A 16,507-nucleotide genomic window follows, 5' to 3' on the forward strand; every position below is an offset into this window, starting at 1 on the left:
TTTCTGAATTAATAATCGCCTAAAGTCTCTGGGTTTTGGGCCAATGCGGTCGCCAATTGCTCGTCGCTTGGTGCTTTTCCGTGCCATGCGTGGGTGTGCATCATAAAGTCCACACCGTTACCCATTTCAGTGGTCATCACTATACAAACAGGTTTTCCTTTTCCAGTTCTGCTCTTGGCTTCATTTAAACCGGCAATAACCTGTTCCAGGTCGTTTCCATTTTCAATTTCCAGAACATCCCATCCAAACACTTTGAATTTTTCAGCAACATCGCCCATGGGAAGAACTTTCTCCGTGGGACCATCAATTTGTTGACCATTGCGGTCAACAGTGGCAATGAGGTTGTCCACTTTATTACCGGCGGCATACATAATAGCCTCCCAGTTTTGGCCCTCTTGCAATTCACCATCACCGTGTAGGCTGAATACCAAATGATCATCACCGTTCAATTTTTTGGCCAACGCAGCTCCGATAGCAACTGACATTCCTTGTCCCAATGAGCCGGATGCCACACGAACACCTGGAAGTCCTTCGTGGGTAGTTGGGTGACCTTGTAATCTGGAATCAATCAATCTAAACGTATTGAGCTCCTCAACTGGAAAATACCCTCTACGGGCCAATACGCTATAAAAGACGGGGGAGATATGTCCATTGGAAAGGAAGAAAAGGTCTTCTCCAATTCCGTCCATATCAAAACCATCTTTTAAATCCATGATTTCATTGTAAAGCGTCACTAAAAATTCGGTGCATCCCAAAGACCCCCCTGGGTGACCAGAATTTACCTTATGGACCATTCTTAGAATGTCCCTTCTCACCTGAAAAACCAGGTCTTGTAATTCTTGTGTGTTCGGCATCTTTTTAAAATTAGATTTCAAAGGTAATCGCTATTAAGTTGTTAAACAAGTGTAAAACACACATTTATTATTCATTTTGTGTGTTGAAACTTTATTTTTTTGTTAAGGGTTACCGAAAAGGAGTTGGTTATATTTGCGGTCTTAAAACACACTTTTGGATTTTACATTAGTACAAAAAGACAAGGAGAGTAAGGCACGTGCTGGAATCATGACAACCGATCATGGTGAAATTCAGACACCTATTTTTATGCCTGTTGGTACGGTAGCCTCTGTAAAAGGCGTCCACCAGAGAGAATTGAAAGATGAAATAAATCCTGATATTATTTTAGGAAATACCTATCATTTGTACTTGCGCCCTAAAACCGGCATTTTGGAAGAAGCTGGCGGATTGCACAAATTTATGGGATGGGAACGTAATATTTTAACGGATAGCGGGGGATACCAAGTGTATTCTTTATCCGAAAACAGAAAAATTAAAGAGGAAGGTGTAAAGTTTAAATCCCATATTGATGGGTCCTACCATGTGTTTACCCCAGAAAACGTAATGGAAATCCAAAGGACCATTGGGGCCGATATTATTATGGCTTTTGATGAATGTACGCCGTACCCTTGCGATTACCAATATGCCAAACGCTCCATGCACCTTACGCATAGATGGTTGGATAGGTGTATCAGTCATTTGGATAAACTTCCATTCAAATATGGGTATTCCCAAAGTTTTTTCCCCATTGTACAAGGGTCTACCTATAAAGACTTACGTAAACAATCTGCCGAGTATATTGCTTCTGTAGGGGCCGAAGGTAATGCCATTGGAGGGCTATCAGTAGGGGAGCCAGCGGAGGAGATGTACGAAATGGCAGAAATAGTATGTGATATTTTACCGGAAGACAAGCCTAGATATTTAATGGGCGTGGGAACGCCAATCAACATTTTGGAGAACATTGCTTTGGGAGTGGATATGTTCGATTGTGTGATGCCGACCCGTAATGCAAGAAATGGAATGTTGTTCACGGCGCACGGCACGATCAACATTAAAAATAAAAAATGGGAAAACGATTTTTCACCCATTGATGAAATGGGTATCACTTTTGTGGATACCGAATACTCCAAAGCATATTTGCGTCATTTGTTCGCCGCCAACGAATATTTAGGCAAGCAAATTGCCACTATACACAACCTCGGATTTTATTTGTGGTTGACGCGTACGGCTAGAGAACGTATTTTAGCGGGAGATTTTTACGAGTGGAAAAACAAGATGGTTAAACAAATGGATAAAAGGCTATAATGCTCACCATACTGGATAGATACATTTTAAAGCGTTACCTGGTTACCTTTTTGGGGATGCTGATGCTATTTGTTCCCATCGGAATTATGGCCAACCTGGCCGAAAAAATCGGTAAAATCATAGACAATGAAGCTCCATTGTCCGAAGTGATTGTATTCTACGGTAACTTTACATTGGTGATCGGTAACCTCTTGTTGCCTATCTTCCTTTTCCTATCCATCATATTTTTTACCTCAAAACTGGCCAGTAACACCGAAGTGGTGGCCATTTTAAGTTCTGGGGTTTCCTATTCTCGATTTTTGAGACCTTATTTTATAGGGGCGACCTTGGTGGCCATCCTTATATTTATGATGGGGATGTTTATTGTGCCACACGCCAGTATCGGTTTCAACGAGTTTGAATATAAATACTTTAAAAAGGGGAAACGTGATAGGATTACGGAGAACATCTTTAACCAATTGAACGAGACCGATTACATTTATGTAAGCAGTTTTGATCCCAACCGCCAAATAGGATACAATTTTACCTACGAACATTTCGATTCCATTGGGCAGTTGGAGTACAAAATTTCGGCCAATAACATTCGCTGGATACCTGCAGATAGTATTTACCGGTTGACCCGATACGAAAAAAGACAGGTAAGGGATACCACGGAGTATATTGAGACCAAAAGTAGGTTGGATACAATTTTCTCTTTTGAAATTGATGATCTAACCCCGGTTTCCTATGTGGCAGAAACCAAAAACCTGTTCGAATTGAACGATTTTATCGAGGACCAAAGACGAAAAGGAGCCTCAAACATCAATGCTTATGTGTTGGTAAAGTACAAACGTTGGGCCTTACCTATTGCAGCCTTCATTCTAACCGTAATCGCAGTTGCGGTATCATCCGTAAAAAGAAGAGGGGGAATGGGACTTAATTTGGCCTTTGGAATTGGTGTGGCCTTCGTCTATATTTTCTTTGATAAGGTATTTGGAACCCTGGCAGAGCAATCGGGATTTTCTCCTCTTTTGGCAGTGGTAATTCCGAACCTTATTTTTGGCGTTTTTGCGGTGTATATGTTGATGAAAGCCAAGCGATAAATCGCAAAAAACAACGTATATTGTTGAAGTTAAACGTATTGTACAATTAGCAATGGTTACCCATAAAGTTTTATATTTGTCCCCATTGTTTTTCAAGAAAATTTAAATTTCCCATGGAATATCTAGAATTTGAACTCCCCATCAAAGAACTTGAAGACCAACTTCAAAAATGTATGGTTATTGGGGAAGAAAGTGATGTAGACGTTAGCGAAACTTGCACACAGATTGAAAAGAAACTTTCCGAAACCCGTAAGGATATATATAAAAATTTGACCGCATGGCAGCGGGTGCAATTGTCCAGGCACCCCAACCGTCCATACACTATGGATTACATCAATGCCATTTGCGGCGATACATTCTTGGAGCTTCATGGCGACAGAAATGTAAAGGACGATAAGGCCATGGTAGGTGGCCTCGGAAAAATTGGTGACCAAAGTTATATGTTCATTGGTCAGCAAAAAGGGTACAATACCAAAACCCGCCAGTACCGTAACTTCGGTATGGCCAACCCAGAAGGCTATCGAAAAGCCTTAAGGTTGATGAAATCAGCTGAAAAGTTCGGAATCCCGGTAGTTTGCTTTATCGATACCCCCGGAGCCTATCCAGGAATCGAGGCCGAAGAAAGAGGCCAAGGTGAAGCCATTGCACGTAATATTTTGGAAATGACCCGTCTTCAAGTGCCCATTATTGTGGTAATTATTGGAGAAGGAGCGTCTGGAGGTGCCTTGGGTATTGGAGTGGGAGATAAGGTATTGATGTTGGAGAACACTTGGTACTCTGTAATTTCCCCAGAATCCTGTTCATCCATCCTTTGGAGAAGCTGGGAATACAAAGAACAGGCAGCAGATGCCCTTAAATTAACCGCCACCGATATGAAGAAACAAAAGTTGGTGGATGAAATTGTAAAAGAACCCCTTGGCGGTGCCCATGCCAATCGAGAGAAAACTTTTGAAACGGTAAAAAATAAAATTTCTTCGCATTTTGAAGAACTTAAAAAGTTATCACCAAAAGAATTGGTGAAAAGCCGGATGGAAAAGTACTCGAATATGGGTGTCTTCAACGAATAATTCCTGTTTTTCAAGGGCTGACCATTTTTATTAGGTTGGATCCATTATTTTTTTTAAGTTATTAACTGGATTTTTAAGTTATCAACAATTAAATTGTTGAGTACCTGTTGAAATCCGACACATTAATCGTTAAGTTAACTAAAGGTTAATTAGCTACATTCGTACTCATGGATAAACCTAGCCCCATCGTCGGACATCGTATAGATAAATCCGCCCTCATCAATCTTGAGAGAGGGAAAATACCCCCACAAGCAGTTGATTTAGAGGAAGTTGTGTTGGGGGCGATGATGATTGATAAAAAAGGGGTCGATGAGGTTATCGATATTCTCCACGCCGATGTTTTCTACAAAGAAGCGCATAAGTATATTTATGAGGCAATCTTTAAATTGTTCGAAACTTCGGAACCCGTGGATTTATTAACCGTTTCTTCCCAATTAAAGAAAGATGGGCACTTAGAAGCGGTAGGAGGGGACTTTTACTTGATTAAACTGACACAAAAAGTGGCTTCTTCGGCTCACATTGAGTTCCACGCACGAATCATACTTCAAAAATATATCCAGAGAAGCCTTATTAAAATTTCTAGTGAGATTATTGAGGAGGCTTACGGTGACGGAACCGATGTTTTCGACCTTTTGGATAATGCAGAAGCAAAATTATACGAAGTTACCCAAGGAAACTTGAAGCGTTCGGCGGAGACTGCCCAAAATTTGGTGATTCAGGCCAAAAAGAAAATTGAGGAGATATCGAACAAAGAGGGTTTGAGTGGAATTCCATCCGGATTTGATAAGTTGGACAAGCTTACCTCGGGTTGGCAGCCCAGTGATTTGATCATTGTGGCAGCAAGACCCGGTATGGGTAAAACAGCCCTAACGCTTTCCATGGCAAGGAATATTGCTGTGAATTCCAATACAGCAGTGGCTTTCTTTTCTTTGGAGATGTCATCCGTACAGTTGATTACCCGTTTGATTTCTTCGGAAACTGGACTTTCTTCAGAAAAATTAAGGACTGGGAAACTGGAAAAACACGAATGGGAGCAATTGAACGTAAAGGTGAAGGCCTTGGAAAAAGCCCCCTTATTTATTGATGATACACCCTCCCTTTCCATTTTTGATCTTCGTGCCAAAGCACGTCGATTGGCATCACAACATAAAATTAGGCTGATCATCATAGATTACTTGCAGTTGATGACCGCAGGAGGTAGCCAAAAAGGAGGGAACCGTGAACAAGAAATTTCGACCATTTCCCGTAACCTAAAAGCATTGGCCAAGGAATTGGATGTTCCAGTAATCGCACTTTCGCAGTTATCAAGGGCCGTAGAGACCCGTGGAGGCAGTAAACGACCTATACTTTCCGACCTTAGGGAATCTGGAGCCATTGAGCAGGACGCGGATATTGTTTCCTTTATTTATAGGCCAGAATATTATAAAATTGACGAGTGGGACGATGAGGAACGCACCCCGACCCAAGGTCAGGCAGAGTTTATTGTGGCGAAGCATAGAAACGGGGGTTTAGAAAATATTAGGTTAAAATTTGTGGGTGCTCTGGGTAAATTTGATAACTTGGATGACTTTGATTCCCCATTCGAATTCCAATCGAAGATGAATGCGGATGAAGAAAATCCCTTTGCAACGCCAAAATTCCCAAGTACGGATGAAGCATTTGGCAGTGCAATGAACAGTGATGATGGCCCAGATGATAACGACGTACCATTTTAAAAAAATACTGTCCAAAGTGTCTTTTCGAGCGGATGCGAGAAATCTCACTTTTATCTTCCTATTATTTTTTTTCGTTCAAACTTCAGCTTCCGTCATCCTAATTCCCATGGATGCTGACGGACAGAAAAACCATTTAAAAGCGTACGGAATCACTTATTGGGTATTGACCAAACAGCAAAAAGTGCAATGGTTGCTCAATTATCGAGGCGGTTCGTTTATGTTGCCCGATGGAGATGCCATTCGCAAAGAATGCCAGATTCGAGGGGTTTCTTTTGAAGTGCTTTCGGATGGTCAAGCCGAACAAATCTTGGATGACATCAGCAGTCCATCGAAAAACCAAGATGCCGTTGTTTTGGAAAAAGCCCCGAAGATTGCAGTGTATTCACCCAAAGGGAACCAACCTTGGGATGATGCGGTGACCATGGTGCTCACCTATGCCGAAATTCCCTATACCACAGTGTATGATGAAGAAGTATTGGGTGATAAATTGGCGCTTTACGATTGGTTGCACCTGCATCATGAAGATTTTACGGGACAATACGGACGTTTTTATGGACATTACCGTGCAGCTCCCTGGTATATTGAAGCCAAGGCAGAAGCAGAAGCACTGGCCCAAAAGCTAGGCTATTCCAAAGTGTCCGAAGAAAAGCGGGCTGTGGCCTTAAAAATTAGAAACTATGTGGTCGGGGGTGGATTTATGTTTGCCATGTGTTCTGCTACAGACAGTTTTGATATAGCTTTAGCGGCAGAAAATGTAGATATCTGCGAACCCATGTTTGATGGTGACCCGTCCGATCCGAATTATCAATCCAAATTGGATTACAGCAACACTTTTGCGTTTACCAATTTTATGTTGGAAAGAAATCCTTTGCGCTATGAGTTTTCCTCCATCGACATGACCAATAAACGTTTTAATGTGCCCAAAGAATCCGATTATTTTTCCTTAATGGAATTTTCCGCCAAATGGGATCCTGTACCCACCATGTTGACCCAAAACCACACTAGTTTGGTAAAAGGGTTTATGGGACAGACCACTTCTTTTACAAGGGAGGAAATTAAACCGACCGTAATGGTCATGGGGGAGAATAAAATCAATGGCGAAGCCCGTTACATTCATGGCATAAAAGGAAAAGGCTTCTTTACCTTTTATGGAGGTCACGATCCAGAAGATTACCAACATAGGGTAGGGGATCCCAAAACAGAATTGGACCTGCATCCTACTTCTCCAGGATATCGTTTAATTTTGAACAATGTTTTGTTTCCCGCAGCGCGAAAGAAAAAGCAGAAAACCTAGGTCAAATTTTCCTTGAAAAATTTTATAGTTCGTTCCCAGGCCAAATCTGCCGATGCTTTGTCGTATCTAGGAGTGGTATTGTTATGGAATCCGTGATTGACTTCAGGGTAAATATGGGCTTCGTATGCTTTATCCAGTTCCTTTAATTTGGCTTCGTAAGCTGGCCAGCCTGCATTCACTCTTTGATCCAATCCAGCATAATGGAGTAGAAGTGGTGCATTGATTTGGGCGACTTCTTCATCAGCGGGTTGTCCGCCATAAAAGGGAACCGCTGCGGCAAGGTCGGGTACTTTTACCGCCATCATATTCGAAATCCACCCCCCAAAACAGAATCCGACCACACCTATTTTACCGTTGCAGTCTTCATGGTGTTTTAAATATTCGTAGGCTGCAATAAAATCTTCCAACATTTCATTTCGGTCACGTTGTCTTTGCAAAGTCCTACCATCATCATCATTGCCCGGATATCCTCCAAGTGGCGTCAACGCATCGGGAGCCAATGAAATAAATCCAGCTAAAGCGGCTCTTCGTCCCACATCCTCTATATATGGATTGAGGCCGCGATTTTCATGGACCACGACAACACCGCCTAATTTCCCGCTACTTTCTTTTGGTTTTGACAATAACCCTTTGATTTCTCCACCTCCTTTAGGAGAATTATAGGTGATGAATTTGGAATCCAGACTAGGGTCATTCGGAGATACTTCGAGGGTATCTTCATAATTGGGCATCACAAAACTGAGGAGGGAAGCCAAAGTAATTCCGCCAACGGCATATACCGAAAGCTTTTCCATAAATTCCCTACGGTCTAATTTGTTGTGTGCGTATTCATCATAAAGGTCAAAGACCTCCTGTTTAATATCGTCTTTTTTTAAGGGTGCCATGTTGCTTTTGTTTAGTGAATTGCCCACTTAAGGTACAAATTTTGAACAAGCAACAATTATGGAGTTGGTAAAAAGGGAAACTTAAATCAACTTTTCCAAAATGCGCTCTACGCCAAAATCATTATTACTACTGGTGCTGTATTTAGCGGTTTTTAAAACATTGGGGTGCGCATTGGCCATGGCGAAACTAAAATCGGAAAGTTCCAACATCTCCAAATCGTTGTTGTAATCTCCAAATACCATAATCTCGTGCGAACCAATTTGGTATTCGTCCATCACTTTTTTAAGTGCGTAGCCTTTATGCGCATTCAAATCGGAAACATCGACCCAATTGGCACCAGAGACTTTTACCTTTAGGTCGCCTTCCAAATGTTTTACTGAGGGATAAATGTATTTTTCAGAATTTTCAAAATGGTAAATTGCAATTTTTAAAACCTCTGCATCCACTTGCTTTTGGTCACTTACAATTTCAAACTCGGAATAATATTCCCGAAGCATTTCAATAAACTCATCGGAATCACCACCTACAAAAGCATTGTTTTCGCAGCAAAGTACGGGATGCACATGTTTCAATGGTTTCACGGTATCCAAAATACGACCGACTTCTGATGTATTGATGGGAGTGGTAAGCAAGGTTTCTCCTTGTTTTTTGATCAGGGCACCATTTTCTGCAATGACAAGAATTTCATTTTTAATGGACTCCAATTTGTCGACCATGCTGTGGTATTGTCTTCCACTAGCGGCAACAAAAGCAATGTTTTTCTTTTTGAGTTCTTCGTAGATTTCGAAAAAGCGTGGGCTTACTTCGTGGTTGGAATTCAATAGTGTACCGTCCATATCGGTCACCACCATTTTAATCTGCGATAAGTCCATATAAAAAAATTAAGCTGCAAAGTTATTGTAATTCGGGCAACTTGGAGTCCATAAGGGGTAAAGTTTATATTAATTTAGCAGCATAAGCTTTAAAGGGACTATGCAGTTTTTTCAAGAAGAAATACAATTACGACCCTATTCAAGGGGTTTTCATTTGATTACGGATACCATATTGGATGTCATTCCGAACCTGGAACAGATTAATGTTGGTTTTCTTCAGGTATTCATTAAGCATACTTCTGCTAGTTTAACCATCAATGAAAATGCCGACCCTACGGTGCGAACCGATTTTGAAAGCCATATCAATAAAATGGTTCCAGAGAATATGCCATACTATGTGCACAATTATGAAGGTCCCGATGATATGCCGGCGCATATTAAAGCTTCGCTGATGGGAGCATCAGTTCAAATTCCAATAACTAACGGAAGATTAAATATGGGAATTTGGCAAGGCATTTATTTATGTGAGCACCGCAATTATGCCTCAGGAAGAAAATTGGTGATTACAGCTTTTGGGCAATAACTATTCGAGTCATTCGCGTCAACCAGTATTGAATCTAGAATAAAATAAAAGATCCCGCACAAGGCGGGATCTCAATAAGCGGGGTAAGTTTATATTGATTTTTTTACTTTACTTTCTCAACGATGGCCTTAAAGGCATCTGGGTGGTTCATGGCCAAATCGGCAAGAACTTTTCTGTTCAATTCGATTCCGTTGGCTTTTACTTTACCCATAAATTGAGAGTAAGACATTCCGTGTAATCTGGCACCTGCATTAATACGGGTAATCCACAAAGCGCGGAAAGTACGTTTTTTGTTACGTCTATCGCGGTAAGCATAAAGCATTGCTTTTTCTACCGCATTTTTGGCTACTGTCCAAACGTTTTTACGTCTTCCAAAGTAACCTTTGGCTTGCTTCATCACCTTTTTTCTTCTAGCTCTTGAAGCAACTGAATTTACTGATCTTGGCATAATGATTCATTTTTTTGTAGCAGGCGCCCCTTTTGGGAACTTTTTTGGCCCGACTCCATGGTTATTAAATAATGTACCTGTTGAACAATTATTTTAAACGTAATTGTTCTTTGATGCTGTTCTCATCCGCTGGGTGTACCAACGTAGAGTGAGTCAGCTTAAGCTTACGCTTTTTAGATTTCTTCGTCAAAATGTGACTCTTGAAAGCGTGCTTTCTTTTGATTTTACCAGAACCGGTAAGCTTAAAACGCTTTTTGGCACTGGATTTTGTTTTCATCTTAGGCATTTTCCTAGTATTTAACTCCGCTTATTATATGCTGAACTTAGTTCAGTTTCTTTTATTTCTTATTGGTTTTTGGCGCAATGAACATGGTCATACGCTTACCTTCCAATTTCGGCATTTGTTCCACTTTACCAAGTTCTTCTAGCTCTTGGGCAAGCTTCAACAATAATATTTCACCTTGGTCTTTATAAACGATAGAACGTCCTTTAAAGAACACGTAGGCTTTTAATTTGGCACCATCTTTAAGGAATTTTTCTGCGTGACGCTTTTTAAATTCGTAATCGTGGTCGTCCGTTTGAGGGCCAAAACGTATTTCTTTTACTACAACCTTGGTTGCTTTTGCCTTTAAGGCCTTGTCGCGTTTCTTTTGTTCATAAAGAAACTTTTTGTAATCGATGATCTTACAAACCGGTGGTTCTGCATTGGGTGAAATTTCAACCAAATCCAACTCCAACTCGTTGGCAAGTTCTCGTGCTTTTGAAATTGGGTAAACACCCATTTCTACGTTATCGCCGACAAGACGTACTTCTCGGGCTTTAATATTCTCATTGATGTTGTGAGGGTTTTTGTTTTCCCTCCTAGGCTGGGGCCTAAATCTTCTTCGTATTGCTATGACTTAAACTTTTTAATTAAACTTAATTTTTTAGAACGACTTTAAGGTACTATTTATTTCAGTAGATACCAAGTCTGAAAACGCTTCAATGCTCAATCCGCCTAAATCGTCTCCCCCGTGTCGCCTTACAGAAAGGGTTCCGGACTCCTCTTCTTGCTCCCCAACGATAATCATAAAGGGGATTTTCTTGAGTTCGGCCTCGCGGATTTTCTTTCCTACGGTTTCATTCCTATTATCAATGAGCGCGCGAATTTCGTGATTTTCTAATGAATTCAAAACTTTTTCCGCATATTTTTCGTGTTTCTCACTGACGGGCAGTACGATAGCTTGCGTTGGAATCAACCATAATGGGAAGTTTCCACCAGTGTGTTCCAGCAATAGCGCGACAAAACGCTCCATACTTCCAAACGGGGCACGGTGAATCATCACAGGTCTGTGCAACTCATTATCACTTCCTTTATAAGAAAGATCAAAACGTTTGGGTAAGTTGTAATCTACCTGAATGGTACCCAATTGCCAATTTCTTCCCAGGGCATCCTTCACCATAAAGTCCAACTTGGGGCCATAAAATGCAGCTTCACCGCTCTCAACCACATAGTTCAATCCTTTTTCTTCGGCAGCATTGATGATGGCTTGTTCCGCTTTTTCCCAATCGTCGGTGTTACCTATATATTTTTCAGGATTTTCAAGGTCCCTCACCGATACTTGGGCGGTAAAATTGTTGAAGCCTAAAGAATTCAATACATATAAGGTAAGGTCAATCACATTTTTGAACTCATCGTTCAACTGTTCCGTGGTACAGAAAATGTGAGCATCATCTTGAGTAAACCCCCTAACTCGGGTCAAGCCATGAAGTTCTCCGCTTTGCTCATATCGATAAACGGTCCCGAATTCAGCATAACGTTTTGGTAAATCTTTATAACTGAAAGGTTGACTATTGTATATTTCACAGTGATGCGGACAGTTCATGGGTTTTAGCAAGAACTCCTCATCCTCTTTAGGGGTGCGTATGGGTTGAAAACTATCTTCACCATATTTGGCGTAGTGGCCCGAAGTAACATAAAGTTCTTTTTGACCAATATGTGGAGTCACTACCATTTCGTAGCCCGCTTTTTTTTGTGCCTTTTTTAGGAACTGTTCCAATCGCTCGCGCAACGCCGCCCCGTTTGGCAACCATAATGGTAAACCTTGTCCTACTTTCTGACTAAAAGTGAAGAGCTCCAATTCCTTGCCCAATTTTCGATGGTCGCGTTTTTTGGCTTCCTCCAATAAATTAAGGTATTCGGTAAGCTCTTTTTGTTTAGGGAAAGAAATGCCATAAACACGGGTCAACTGAGGATTATTTTCATTGCCCCTCCAGTAGGCTCCAGCGACACTTAATAATTTTATGGCCTTGATGATGCCTGTGTTGGGAATATGCCCCCCGCGACATAGATCCGTAAAAGTGCTATGATCACAAAAAGTGATGGTGCCATCCTCAAGGTTTTCAATTAGCTCTACTTTATATTCGTTTCCTTGGTCTTTATAATATTGTAAGGCATCCGCTTTGTTGACACTTCGCATTTTATAGTCGTGCTTGCCTCGGGCTATTTCCAAAGCTTTCTGTTCTATTTTAGGAAAGTCCTTTTCAGAAATACTTTGGTCGCCAAAATCCACATCGTAATAAAAACCATTTTCAATGGCAGGTCCAATGGTGAGTTTTATGCCTGGGTATAATTCCTCCAAAGCTTGGGCCACCACGTGGGAGGTAGAGTGCCAAAATGCTTTTTTACCTTCATCATTGTTCCATGTATATAAGGTAAGGGTGCCATCACTGGTCAATGGGGTTACTGTTTCCACAACAGTATCATTGAATTTGGCGGAAATAACATTTCTGGCCAGGCCTTCACTAATACTTTTGGCAACCTCCATAGGGGTGGTTCCCTTTTCAACTTCTTTTACAGCACCATCGGGCAGTGTGATTTTTATCATGTGGTTTAAACTTGTAAGTTTTACAATCAAGAGGACAAAGATAATATCTTGAATAGATGCTACAATACTTACCTTATATATAATAGACTAAATTTCTAATTATATAAGGTCGGTGTATATGGCTTTTTGGGTAGATTTAATTTGAAATGGTGGGGAATTTTGATATTCTAAAAAAAGTTGTATTTTTATCTGCTTTGTTTTCAGTGAGTTGAAAATAAATCTACCTTAAAAGTTAAGAACCCTCTTGTTTATATTATAAATGGTGTTACATTTGCAGCCCCAAAAACAACAAAGGGTTTGTTTTTTGGCTAGTTCAGAAGCTCATTGACATACTGTTTTGATAAGTCGGAAAGGCTTGAAAAAAATATCAAAATAAGCATTGTGTAATCAAAAAAATCGTTTTACATTTGCAGCCCGAAAAACACCAAGGTGTTTCACGGCAAAGTTCATGTGAAAAGAGTGTTTTTGAGGTCAAGAAAATGTTTTGAATATTTTTTCAAAAAAAAGCTTGCCGATTAAAAAAACAGTTGTAAATTTGCACCCGCTTAACCAACGAGGTAAGGCGGTCAAAGCCGAGAGAAGATTGATTTTTAATGAGATTGAGATTCGGTTTTAGGAACAAGAAGTTCATATACATATTGTAACGACAGCGTAAAGAGAATTAAGAACCATTTTGATGCGGGGGCTCTGGAGTTTCCGGGTGTCGGAAGACATTCAAGGAAATACAATGAAGAGTTTGATCCTGGCTCAGGATGAACGCTAGCGGCAGGCCTAACACATGCAAGTCGAGGGGCAGCGGGGAAAAGCTTGCTTTTCTGCCGGCGACCGGCGCACGGGTGCGGAACGCGTATGGAACCTGCCCCTGTCAGGGGAATAGCCCAGGGAAACTTGGATTAATGCCCCATGGTATCATTATATCGCATGATATTTTGATTAAAGATTTATCGGACAGGGATGGCCATGCGTACCATTAGTTAGATGGTGAGGTAACGGCTCACCATGGCAGCGATGGTTAGGGGCCCTGAGAGGGGGATCCCCCACACTGGTACTGAGACACGGACCAGACTCCTACGGGAGGCAGCAGTGAGGAATATTGGACAATGGTCGGGAGACTGATCCAGCCATGCCGCGTGCAGGATGACTGCCCTATGGGTTGTAAACTGCTTTTATACGGGAAGAAACGCACCTACGTGTAGGTGTCTGACGGTACCGTAAGAATAAGGACCGGCTAACTCCGTGCCAGCAGCCGCGGTAATACGGAGGGTCCGAGCGTTATCCGGAATCATTGGGTTTAAAGGGTCCGTAGGCGGGCCTGTAAGTCAGGGGTGAAAGTTTGTGGCTCAACCATAAAATTGCCTTTGATACTGCAGGTCTTGAGTCATGGTGGGGTTGCCGGAACATGTGGTGTAGCGGTGAAATGCATAGATATCACATAGAACACCGATCGCGAAGGCAGGTGACCAACCATGTACTGACGCTGATGGACGAAAGCGTGGGTAGCGAACGGGATTAGATACCCCGGTAGTCCACGCCGTAAACGATGGATACTAGCTGTGGGGACTTCGGTCTCCGTGGCCAAGCGAAAGTGATAAGTATCCCACCTGGGGAGTACGTTCGCAAGAATGAAACTCAAAGGAATTGACGGGGGCCCGCACAAGCGGTGGAGCATGTGGTTTAATTCGATGATACGCGAGGAACCTTACCAGGGCTTAAATGCAGGCTGCATGGGGTAGAGATACCCCTTTCTTCGGACTGCTTGCAAGGTGCTGCATGGTTGTCGTCAGCTCGTGCCGTGAGGTGTCAGGTTAAGTCCTATAACGAGCGCAACCCCTACCGTTAGTTGCCAGCATGTAAAGATGGGGACTCTAACGGGACTGCCGGTGCAAACCGTGAGGAAGGTGGGGACGACGTCAAATCATCACGGCCCTTACGTCCTGGGCTACACACGTGCTACAATGGCCGGTACAGAGGGAAGCCACCCCGCAAGGGGGCGCGGATCTATAAAACCGGTCACAGTTCGGATCGGGGTCTGCAACTCGACCCCGTGAAGCTGGAATCGCTAGTAATCGGATATCAGCCATGATCCGGTGAATACGTTCCCGGGCCTTGTACACACCGCCCGTCAAGCCATGGAAGCCGGGAGTGCCTGAAGTCCGTCACCGCAAGGAGCGGCCTAGGGCAAAATCGGTAACTAGGGCTAAGTCGTAACAAGGTAGCCGTACCGGAAGGTGCGGCTGGAACACCTCCTTTCTAGAGAAAGAGACGCCCGGTTTATCTGGGGTCCCGCACGAGGTGGTCCTTTAAGATCTTTGTGCTGTCGTTTATGATATGTTTTTTGATATAGAGGCAATTTTTGGCCAAGACAGTCTCATAGCTCAGCTGGTTAGAGCGCTACACTGATAATGTAGAGGTCGGCAGTTCGAGTCTGCCTGAGACTACAAACGGACAAACGTTCATTGAGTATTGAAATTAGGAAATTCTGGAAGTTGGGTATGTAGTTATGTACTGACTACTGACTGCTCATTACTAACGACTAGTAAATGGGGGATTAGCTCAGCTGGCTAGAGCGCCTGCCTTGCACGCAGGAGGTCATCGGTTCGACTCCGATATTCTCCACCACGGCAAAGCGTCGTCCACGGTAATTTTATTGCCGGGGGCGATGTGCCAGAAAGTTCATTGACATATTGGGACGGAGCATTAGCGACTTAGGTCGTTATTATGCGAAGTCAAAGAAGAAACACGAAGTAGAATAGAATATAAAGGATTACGAGAGGGCATTTGTGCTTCGGCACAGGTGCGACAAGCAAAAGAAGGGCGTATGGGGGATGCCTGGGCTCTCAGAGGCGAAGAAGGACGTGATAAGCTGCGAAAATCCACGGGGAGCTGCACATGAGCATTGATCCGTGGGTGTCCGAATGGGGCAACCCGGCTGGTTGAAGGCCAGTCACACCGCAAGGTGGGCGAACCCGCTGAACTGAAACATCTAAGTAGGCGGAGGAAGAGAAAACAAAAGTGATTCCGAGAGTAGTGGCGAGCGAAATCGGATTAGCCCAAACCAATGTTGTTCCGGCAATGTTGGGGTTGTAGGACCACAATGTTCTTTGCGCGACGAACTGGAACCCTTTGGAAAGAGGGGCCGTAGACGGTGATAGCCCAGTACAGGCAAGGAGCGTTAAAGATAGTGGTATCCTGAGTAGCGCGGGGCACGTGAAACCCTGTGTGAATCTGGCGGGACCATCCGCCAAGGCTAAATACTCCTGAGAGACCGATAGTGAACCAGTACCGTGAGGGAAAGGTGAAAAGAACCCTGAACAAGGGAGTGAAAGAGACCCTGAAACCATACGCCTACAAGCGGTCGGAGCCCCTTTGGGGGTGACGGCGTGCCTTTTGCATAATGAGCCTACGAGTTACTTTTACCGGCAAGGTTAAGCACCTCAGGTGCGCAGCCGCAGCGAAAGCGAGTCTGAACAGGGCGCCATAGTCGGTAGTAGTAGACGCGAAACCGTGCGATCTACCCATGGGCAGGTTGAAGCTGTGGTAACACATAGTGGAGGACCGAACCCGTTGACGTTGAAAAGTCTTGGGATGACCTGTGGGTAGGGGTGAAAGGCCAAT

At 42.9% G+C, this 16,507-nt stretch carries 13 protein-coding genes, 2 tRNA genes and 2 rRNA genes (1 of these 17 only partly in view); 10 read left to right on the forward strand and 7 right to left on the reverse strand.

Annotated elements, in window-relative coordinates; translation table 11 throughout:
• Nucleotides 1–8 precede the first annotated feature (8 nt).
• Nucleotides 9–854: a transketolase gene (locus tag ABT310_RS10905; protein ID WP_375323923.1), complete on the reverse strand. Its 846-nt coding sequence runs from the start codon at nucleotides 852–854 to the stop codon at nucleotides 9–11.
• Between the two features lie 154 nt (nucleotides 855–1,008).
• Here ABT310_RS10905 and tgt point away from each other — a divergent pair, with 154 nt between their 5' ends.
• The 5 genes from tgt (at nucleotide 1,009) to ABT310_RS10930 (ending at nucleotide 7,297) form a co-directional block, all read left to right on the forward strand.
• A complete protein-coding gene (tgt, locus tag ABT310_RS10910) occupies nucleotides 1,009–2,139 on the forward strand; it encodes a tRNA guanosine(34) transglycosylase Tgt (protein ID WP_375323924.1) in 1,131 nt (376 codons plus the stop codon).
• A complete protein-coding gene (locus ABT310_RS10915; RefSeq protein WP_375323925.1) occupies nucleotides 2,139–3,221 on the forward strand; it encodes an LptF/LptG family permease in 1,083 nt (360 codons plus the stop codon). The genes tgt and ABT310_RS10915 overlap by 1 nt, the downstream gene beginning before the upstream one ends.
• A gap of 113 nt (nucleotides 3,222–3,334) precedes the next feature.
• Nucleotides 3,335–4,288 carry an acetyl-CoA carboxylase carboxyltransferase subunit alpha gene (locus tag ABT310_RS10920; RefSeq protein WP_375323926.1) on the forward strand — a complete coding sequence of 318 codons (954 nt, stop codon included), beginning with the start codon at nucleotides 3,335–3,337 and terminating at the stop codon, nucleotides 4,286–4,288.
• A gap of 167 nt (nucleotides 4,289–4,455) precedes the next feature.
• Nucleotides 4,456–6,003, forward strand: coding sequence for a replicative DNA helicase (gene dnaB, locus ABT310_RS10925; protein ID WP_375323927.1), 1,548 nt, complete (start codon nucleotides 4,456–4,458; stop codon nucleotides 6,001–6,003).
• Nucleotides 5,981–7,297 (forward strand): asparagine synthetase B, encoded by a 1,317-nt coding sequence (locus ABT310_RS10930; protein ID WP_375323928.1) that lies wholly within the window; start codon nucleotides 5,981–5,983, stop codon nucleotides 7,295–7,297. Before dnaB ends, ABT310_RS10930 begins: the two co-directional genes overlap by 23 nt.
• On the opposite strand, the gene ABT310_RS10935 is transcribed toward ABT310_RS10930, so the two are convergent.
• Both ABT310_RS10935 and ABT310_RS10940 read right to left on the reverse strand, forming a co-directional pair.
• Nucleotides 7,294–8,181 (reverse strand): dienelactone hydrolase family protein, encoded by an 888-nt coding sequence (locus ABT310_RS10935; protein WP_375323929.1) that lies wholly within the window; start codon nucleotides 8,179–8,181, stop codon nucleotides 7,294–7,296. The genes ABT310_RS10930 and ABT310_RS10935 overlap by 4 nt on opposite strands.
• An 81-nt stretch (nucleotides 8,182–8,262) precedes the next feature.
• The gene (locus tag ABT310_RS10940) at nucleotides 8,263–9,054 is read right to left on the reverse strand and encodes an HAD family hydrolase (RefSeq protein WP_375323930.1); all 792 of its coding nucleotides are present in this window, start codon (nucleotides 9,052–9,054) and stop codon (nucleotides 8,263–8,265) included.
• Nucleotides 9,055–9,154: 100 nt separating this feature from the next.
• On the opposite strand from ABT310_RS10940, the gene ABT310_RS10945 reads away from it, so the two are divergent.
• Nucleotides 9,155–9,577: a secondary thiamine-phosphate synthase enzyme YjbQ gene (locus ABT310_RS10945; protein ID WP_375323931.1), complete on the forward strand. Its 423-nt coding sequence runs from the start codon at nucleotides 9,155–9,157 to the stop codon at nucleotides 9,575–9,577.
• 103 nt (nucleotides 9,578–9,680) lie between these two features.
• On the opposite strand, the gene rplT is transcribed toward ABT310_RS10945, so the two are convergent.
• The 4 genes from rplT to thrS form a co-directional block, all read right to left on the reverse strand.
• Nucleotides 9,681–10,025 carry a 50S ribosomal protein L20 gene (rplT, locus tag ABT310_RS10950; RefSeq protein ID WP_375323932.1) on the reverse strand — a complete coding sequence of 115 codons (345 nt, stop codon included), beginning with the start codon at nucleotides 10,023–10,025 and terminating at the stop codon, nucleotides 9,681–9,683.
• Between the two features lie 88 nt (nucleotides 10,026–10,113).
• Nucleotides 10,114–10,311 (reverse strand): 50S ribosomal protein L35, encoded by a 198-nt coding sequence (rpmI, locus tag ABT310_RS10955; RefSeq protein ID WP_375323933.1) that lies wholly within the window; start codon nucleotides 10,309–10,311, stop codon nucleotides 10,114–10,116.
• Between the two features lie 52 nt (nucleotides 10,312–10,363).
• Nucleotides 10,364–10,915 (reverse strand): translation initiation factor IF-3, encoded by a 552-nt coding sequence (infC, locus tag ABT310_RS10960; protein WP_375326176.1) that lies wholly within the window; start codon nucleotides 10,913–10,915, stop codon nucleotides 10,364–10,366.
• A gap of 36 nt (nucleotides 10,916–10,951) precedes the next feature.
• Complete coding sequence (thrS, locus tag ABT310_RS10965) at nucleotides 10,952–12,892, reverse strand: threonine--tRNA ligase (protein WP_375323934.1); 1,941 nt, start codon at nucleotides 12,890–12,892, stop codon at nucleotides 10,952–10,954.
• Nucleotides 12,893–13,616: 724 nt separating this feature from the next.
• On the opposite strand from thrS, the gene ABT310_RS10970 reads away from it, so the two are divergent.
• The 4 genes from ABT310_RS10970 to ABT310_RS10985 form a co-directional block, all read left to right on the forward strand.
• Nucleotides 13,617–15,142 (forward strand): 16S ribosomal RNA (locus ABT310_RS10970).
• 114 nt (nucleotides 15,143–15,256) lie between these two features.
• A tRNA-Ile gene (locus tag ABT310_RS10975) sits at nucleotides 15,257–15,330 on the forward strand.
• Nucleotides 15,331–15,434: 104 nt separating this feature from the next.
• A tRNA-Ala gene (locus ABT310_RS10980) sits at nucleotides 15,435–15,511 on the forward strand.
• Nucleotides 15,512–15,688: 177 nt separating this feature from the next.
• A 23S ribosomal RNA gene (locus ABT310_RS10985) occupies nucleotides 15,689–16,507 on the forward strand; it runs 2,001 nt beyond the window's last position.
• Together the 16S and 23S rRNA genes with 2 tRNA genes alongside form the textbook arrangement of a ribosomal RNA operon.

Origin of the sequence: Flagellimonas cixiensis, assembly GCF_042134615.1 — a bacterium.
Classification (GTDB): Bacteria; Bacteroidota; Bacteroidia; order Flavobacteriales; family Flavobacteriaceae; genus Flagellimonas; species Flagellimonas cixiensis.

Coding starts and splice junctions, on each gene's coding strand:
- ABT310_RS10905 (WP_375323923.1), bottom strand. CDS start 854: ATGCCGAACACACAAGAATTACAAGACCTGGTTTTTCAGGTGAGAAGG.
- ABT310_RS10915 (WP_375323925.1), top strand. CDS start 2,139: ATGCTCACCATACTGGATAGATACATTTTAAAGCGTTACCTGGTTACC.
- ABT310_RS10920 (WP_375323926.1), top strand. CDS start 3,335: ATGGAATATCTAGAATTTGAACTCCCCATCAAAGAACTTGAAGACCAA.
- dnaB (WP_375323927.1), top strand. CDS start 4,456: ATGGATAAACCTAGCCCCATCGTCGGACATCGTATAGATAAATCCGCC.
- ABT310_RS10930 (WP_375323928.1), top strand. CDS start 5,981: ATGATAACGACGTACCATTTTAAAAAAATACTGTCCAAAGTGTCTTTT.
- ABT310_RS10935 (WP_375323929.1), bottom strand. CDS start 8,181: ATGGCACCCTTAAAAAAAGACGATATTAAACAGGAGGTCTTTGACCTT.
- ABT310_RS10940 (WP_375323930.1), bottom strand. CDS start 9,054: ATGGACTTATCGCAGATTAAAATGGTGGTGACCGATATGGACGGTACA.
- ABT310_RS10945 (WP_375323931.1), top strand. CDS start 9,155: ATGCAGTTTTTTCAAGAAGAAATACAATTACGACCCTATTCAAGGGGT.
- rplT (WP_375323932.1), bottom strand. CDS start 10,025: ATGCCAAGATCAGTAAATTCAGTTGCTTCAAGAGCTAGAAGAAAAAAG.
- rpmI (WP_375323933.1), bottom strand. CDS start 10,311: ATGCCTAAGATGAAAACAAAATCCAGTGCCAAAAAGCGTTTTAAGCTT.
- thrS (WP_375323934.1), bottom strand. CDS start 12,892: ATGATAAAAATCACACTGCCCGATGGTGCTGTAAAAGAAGTTGAAAAG.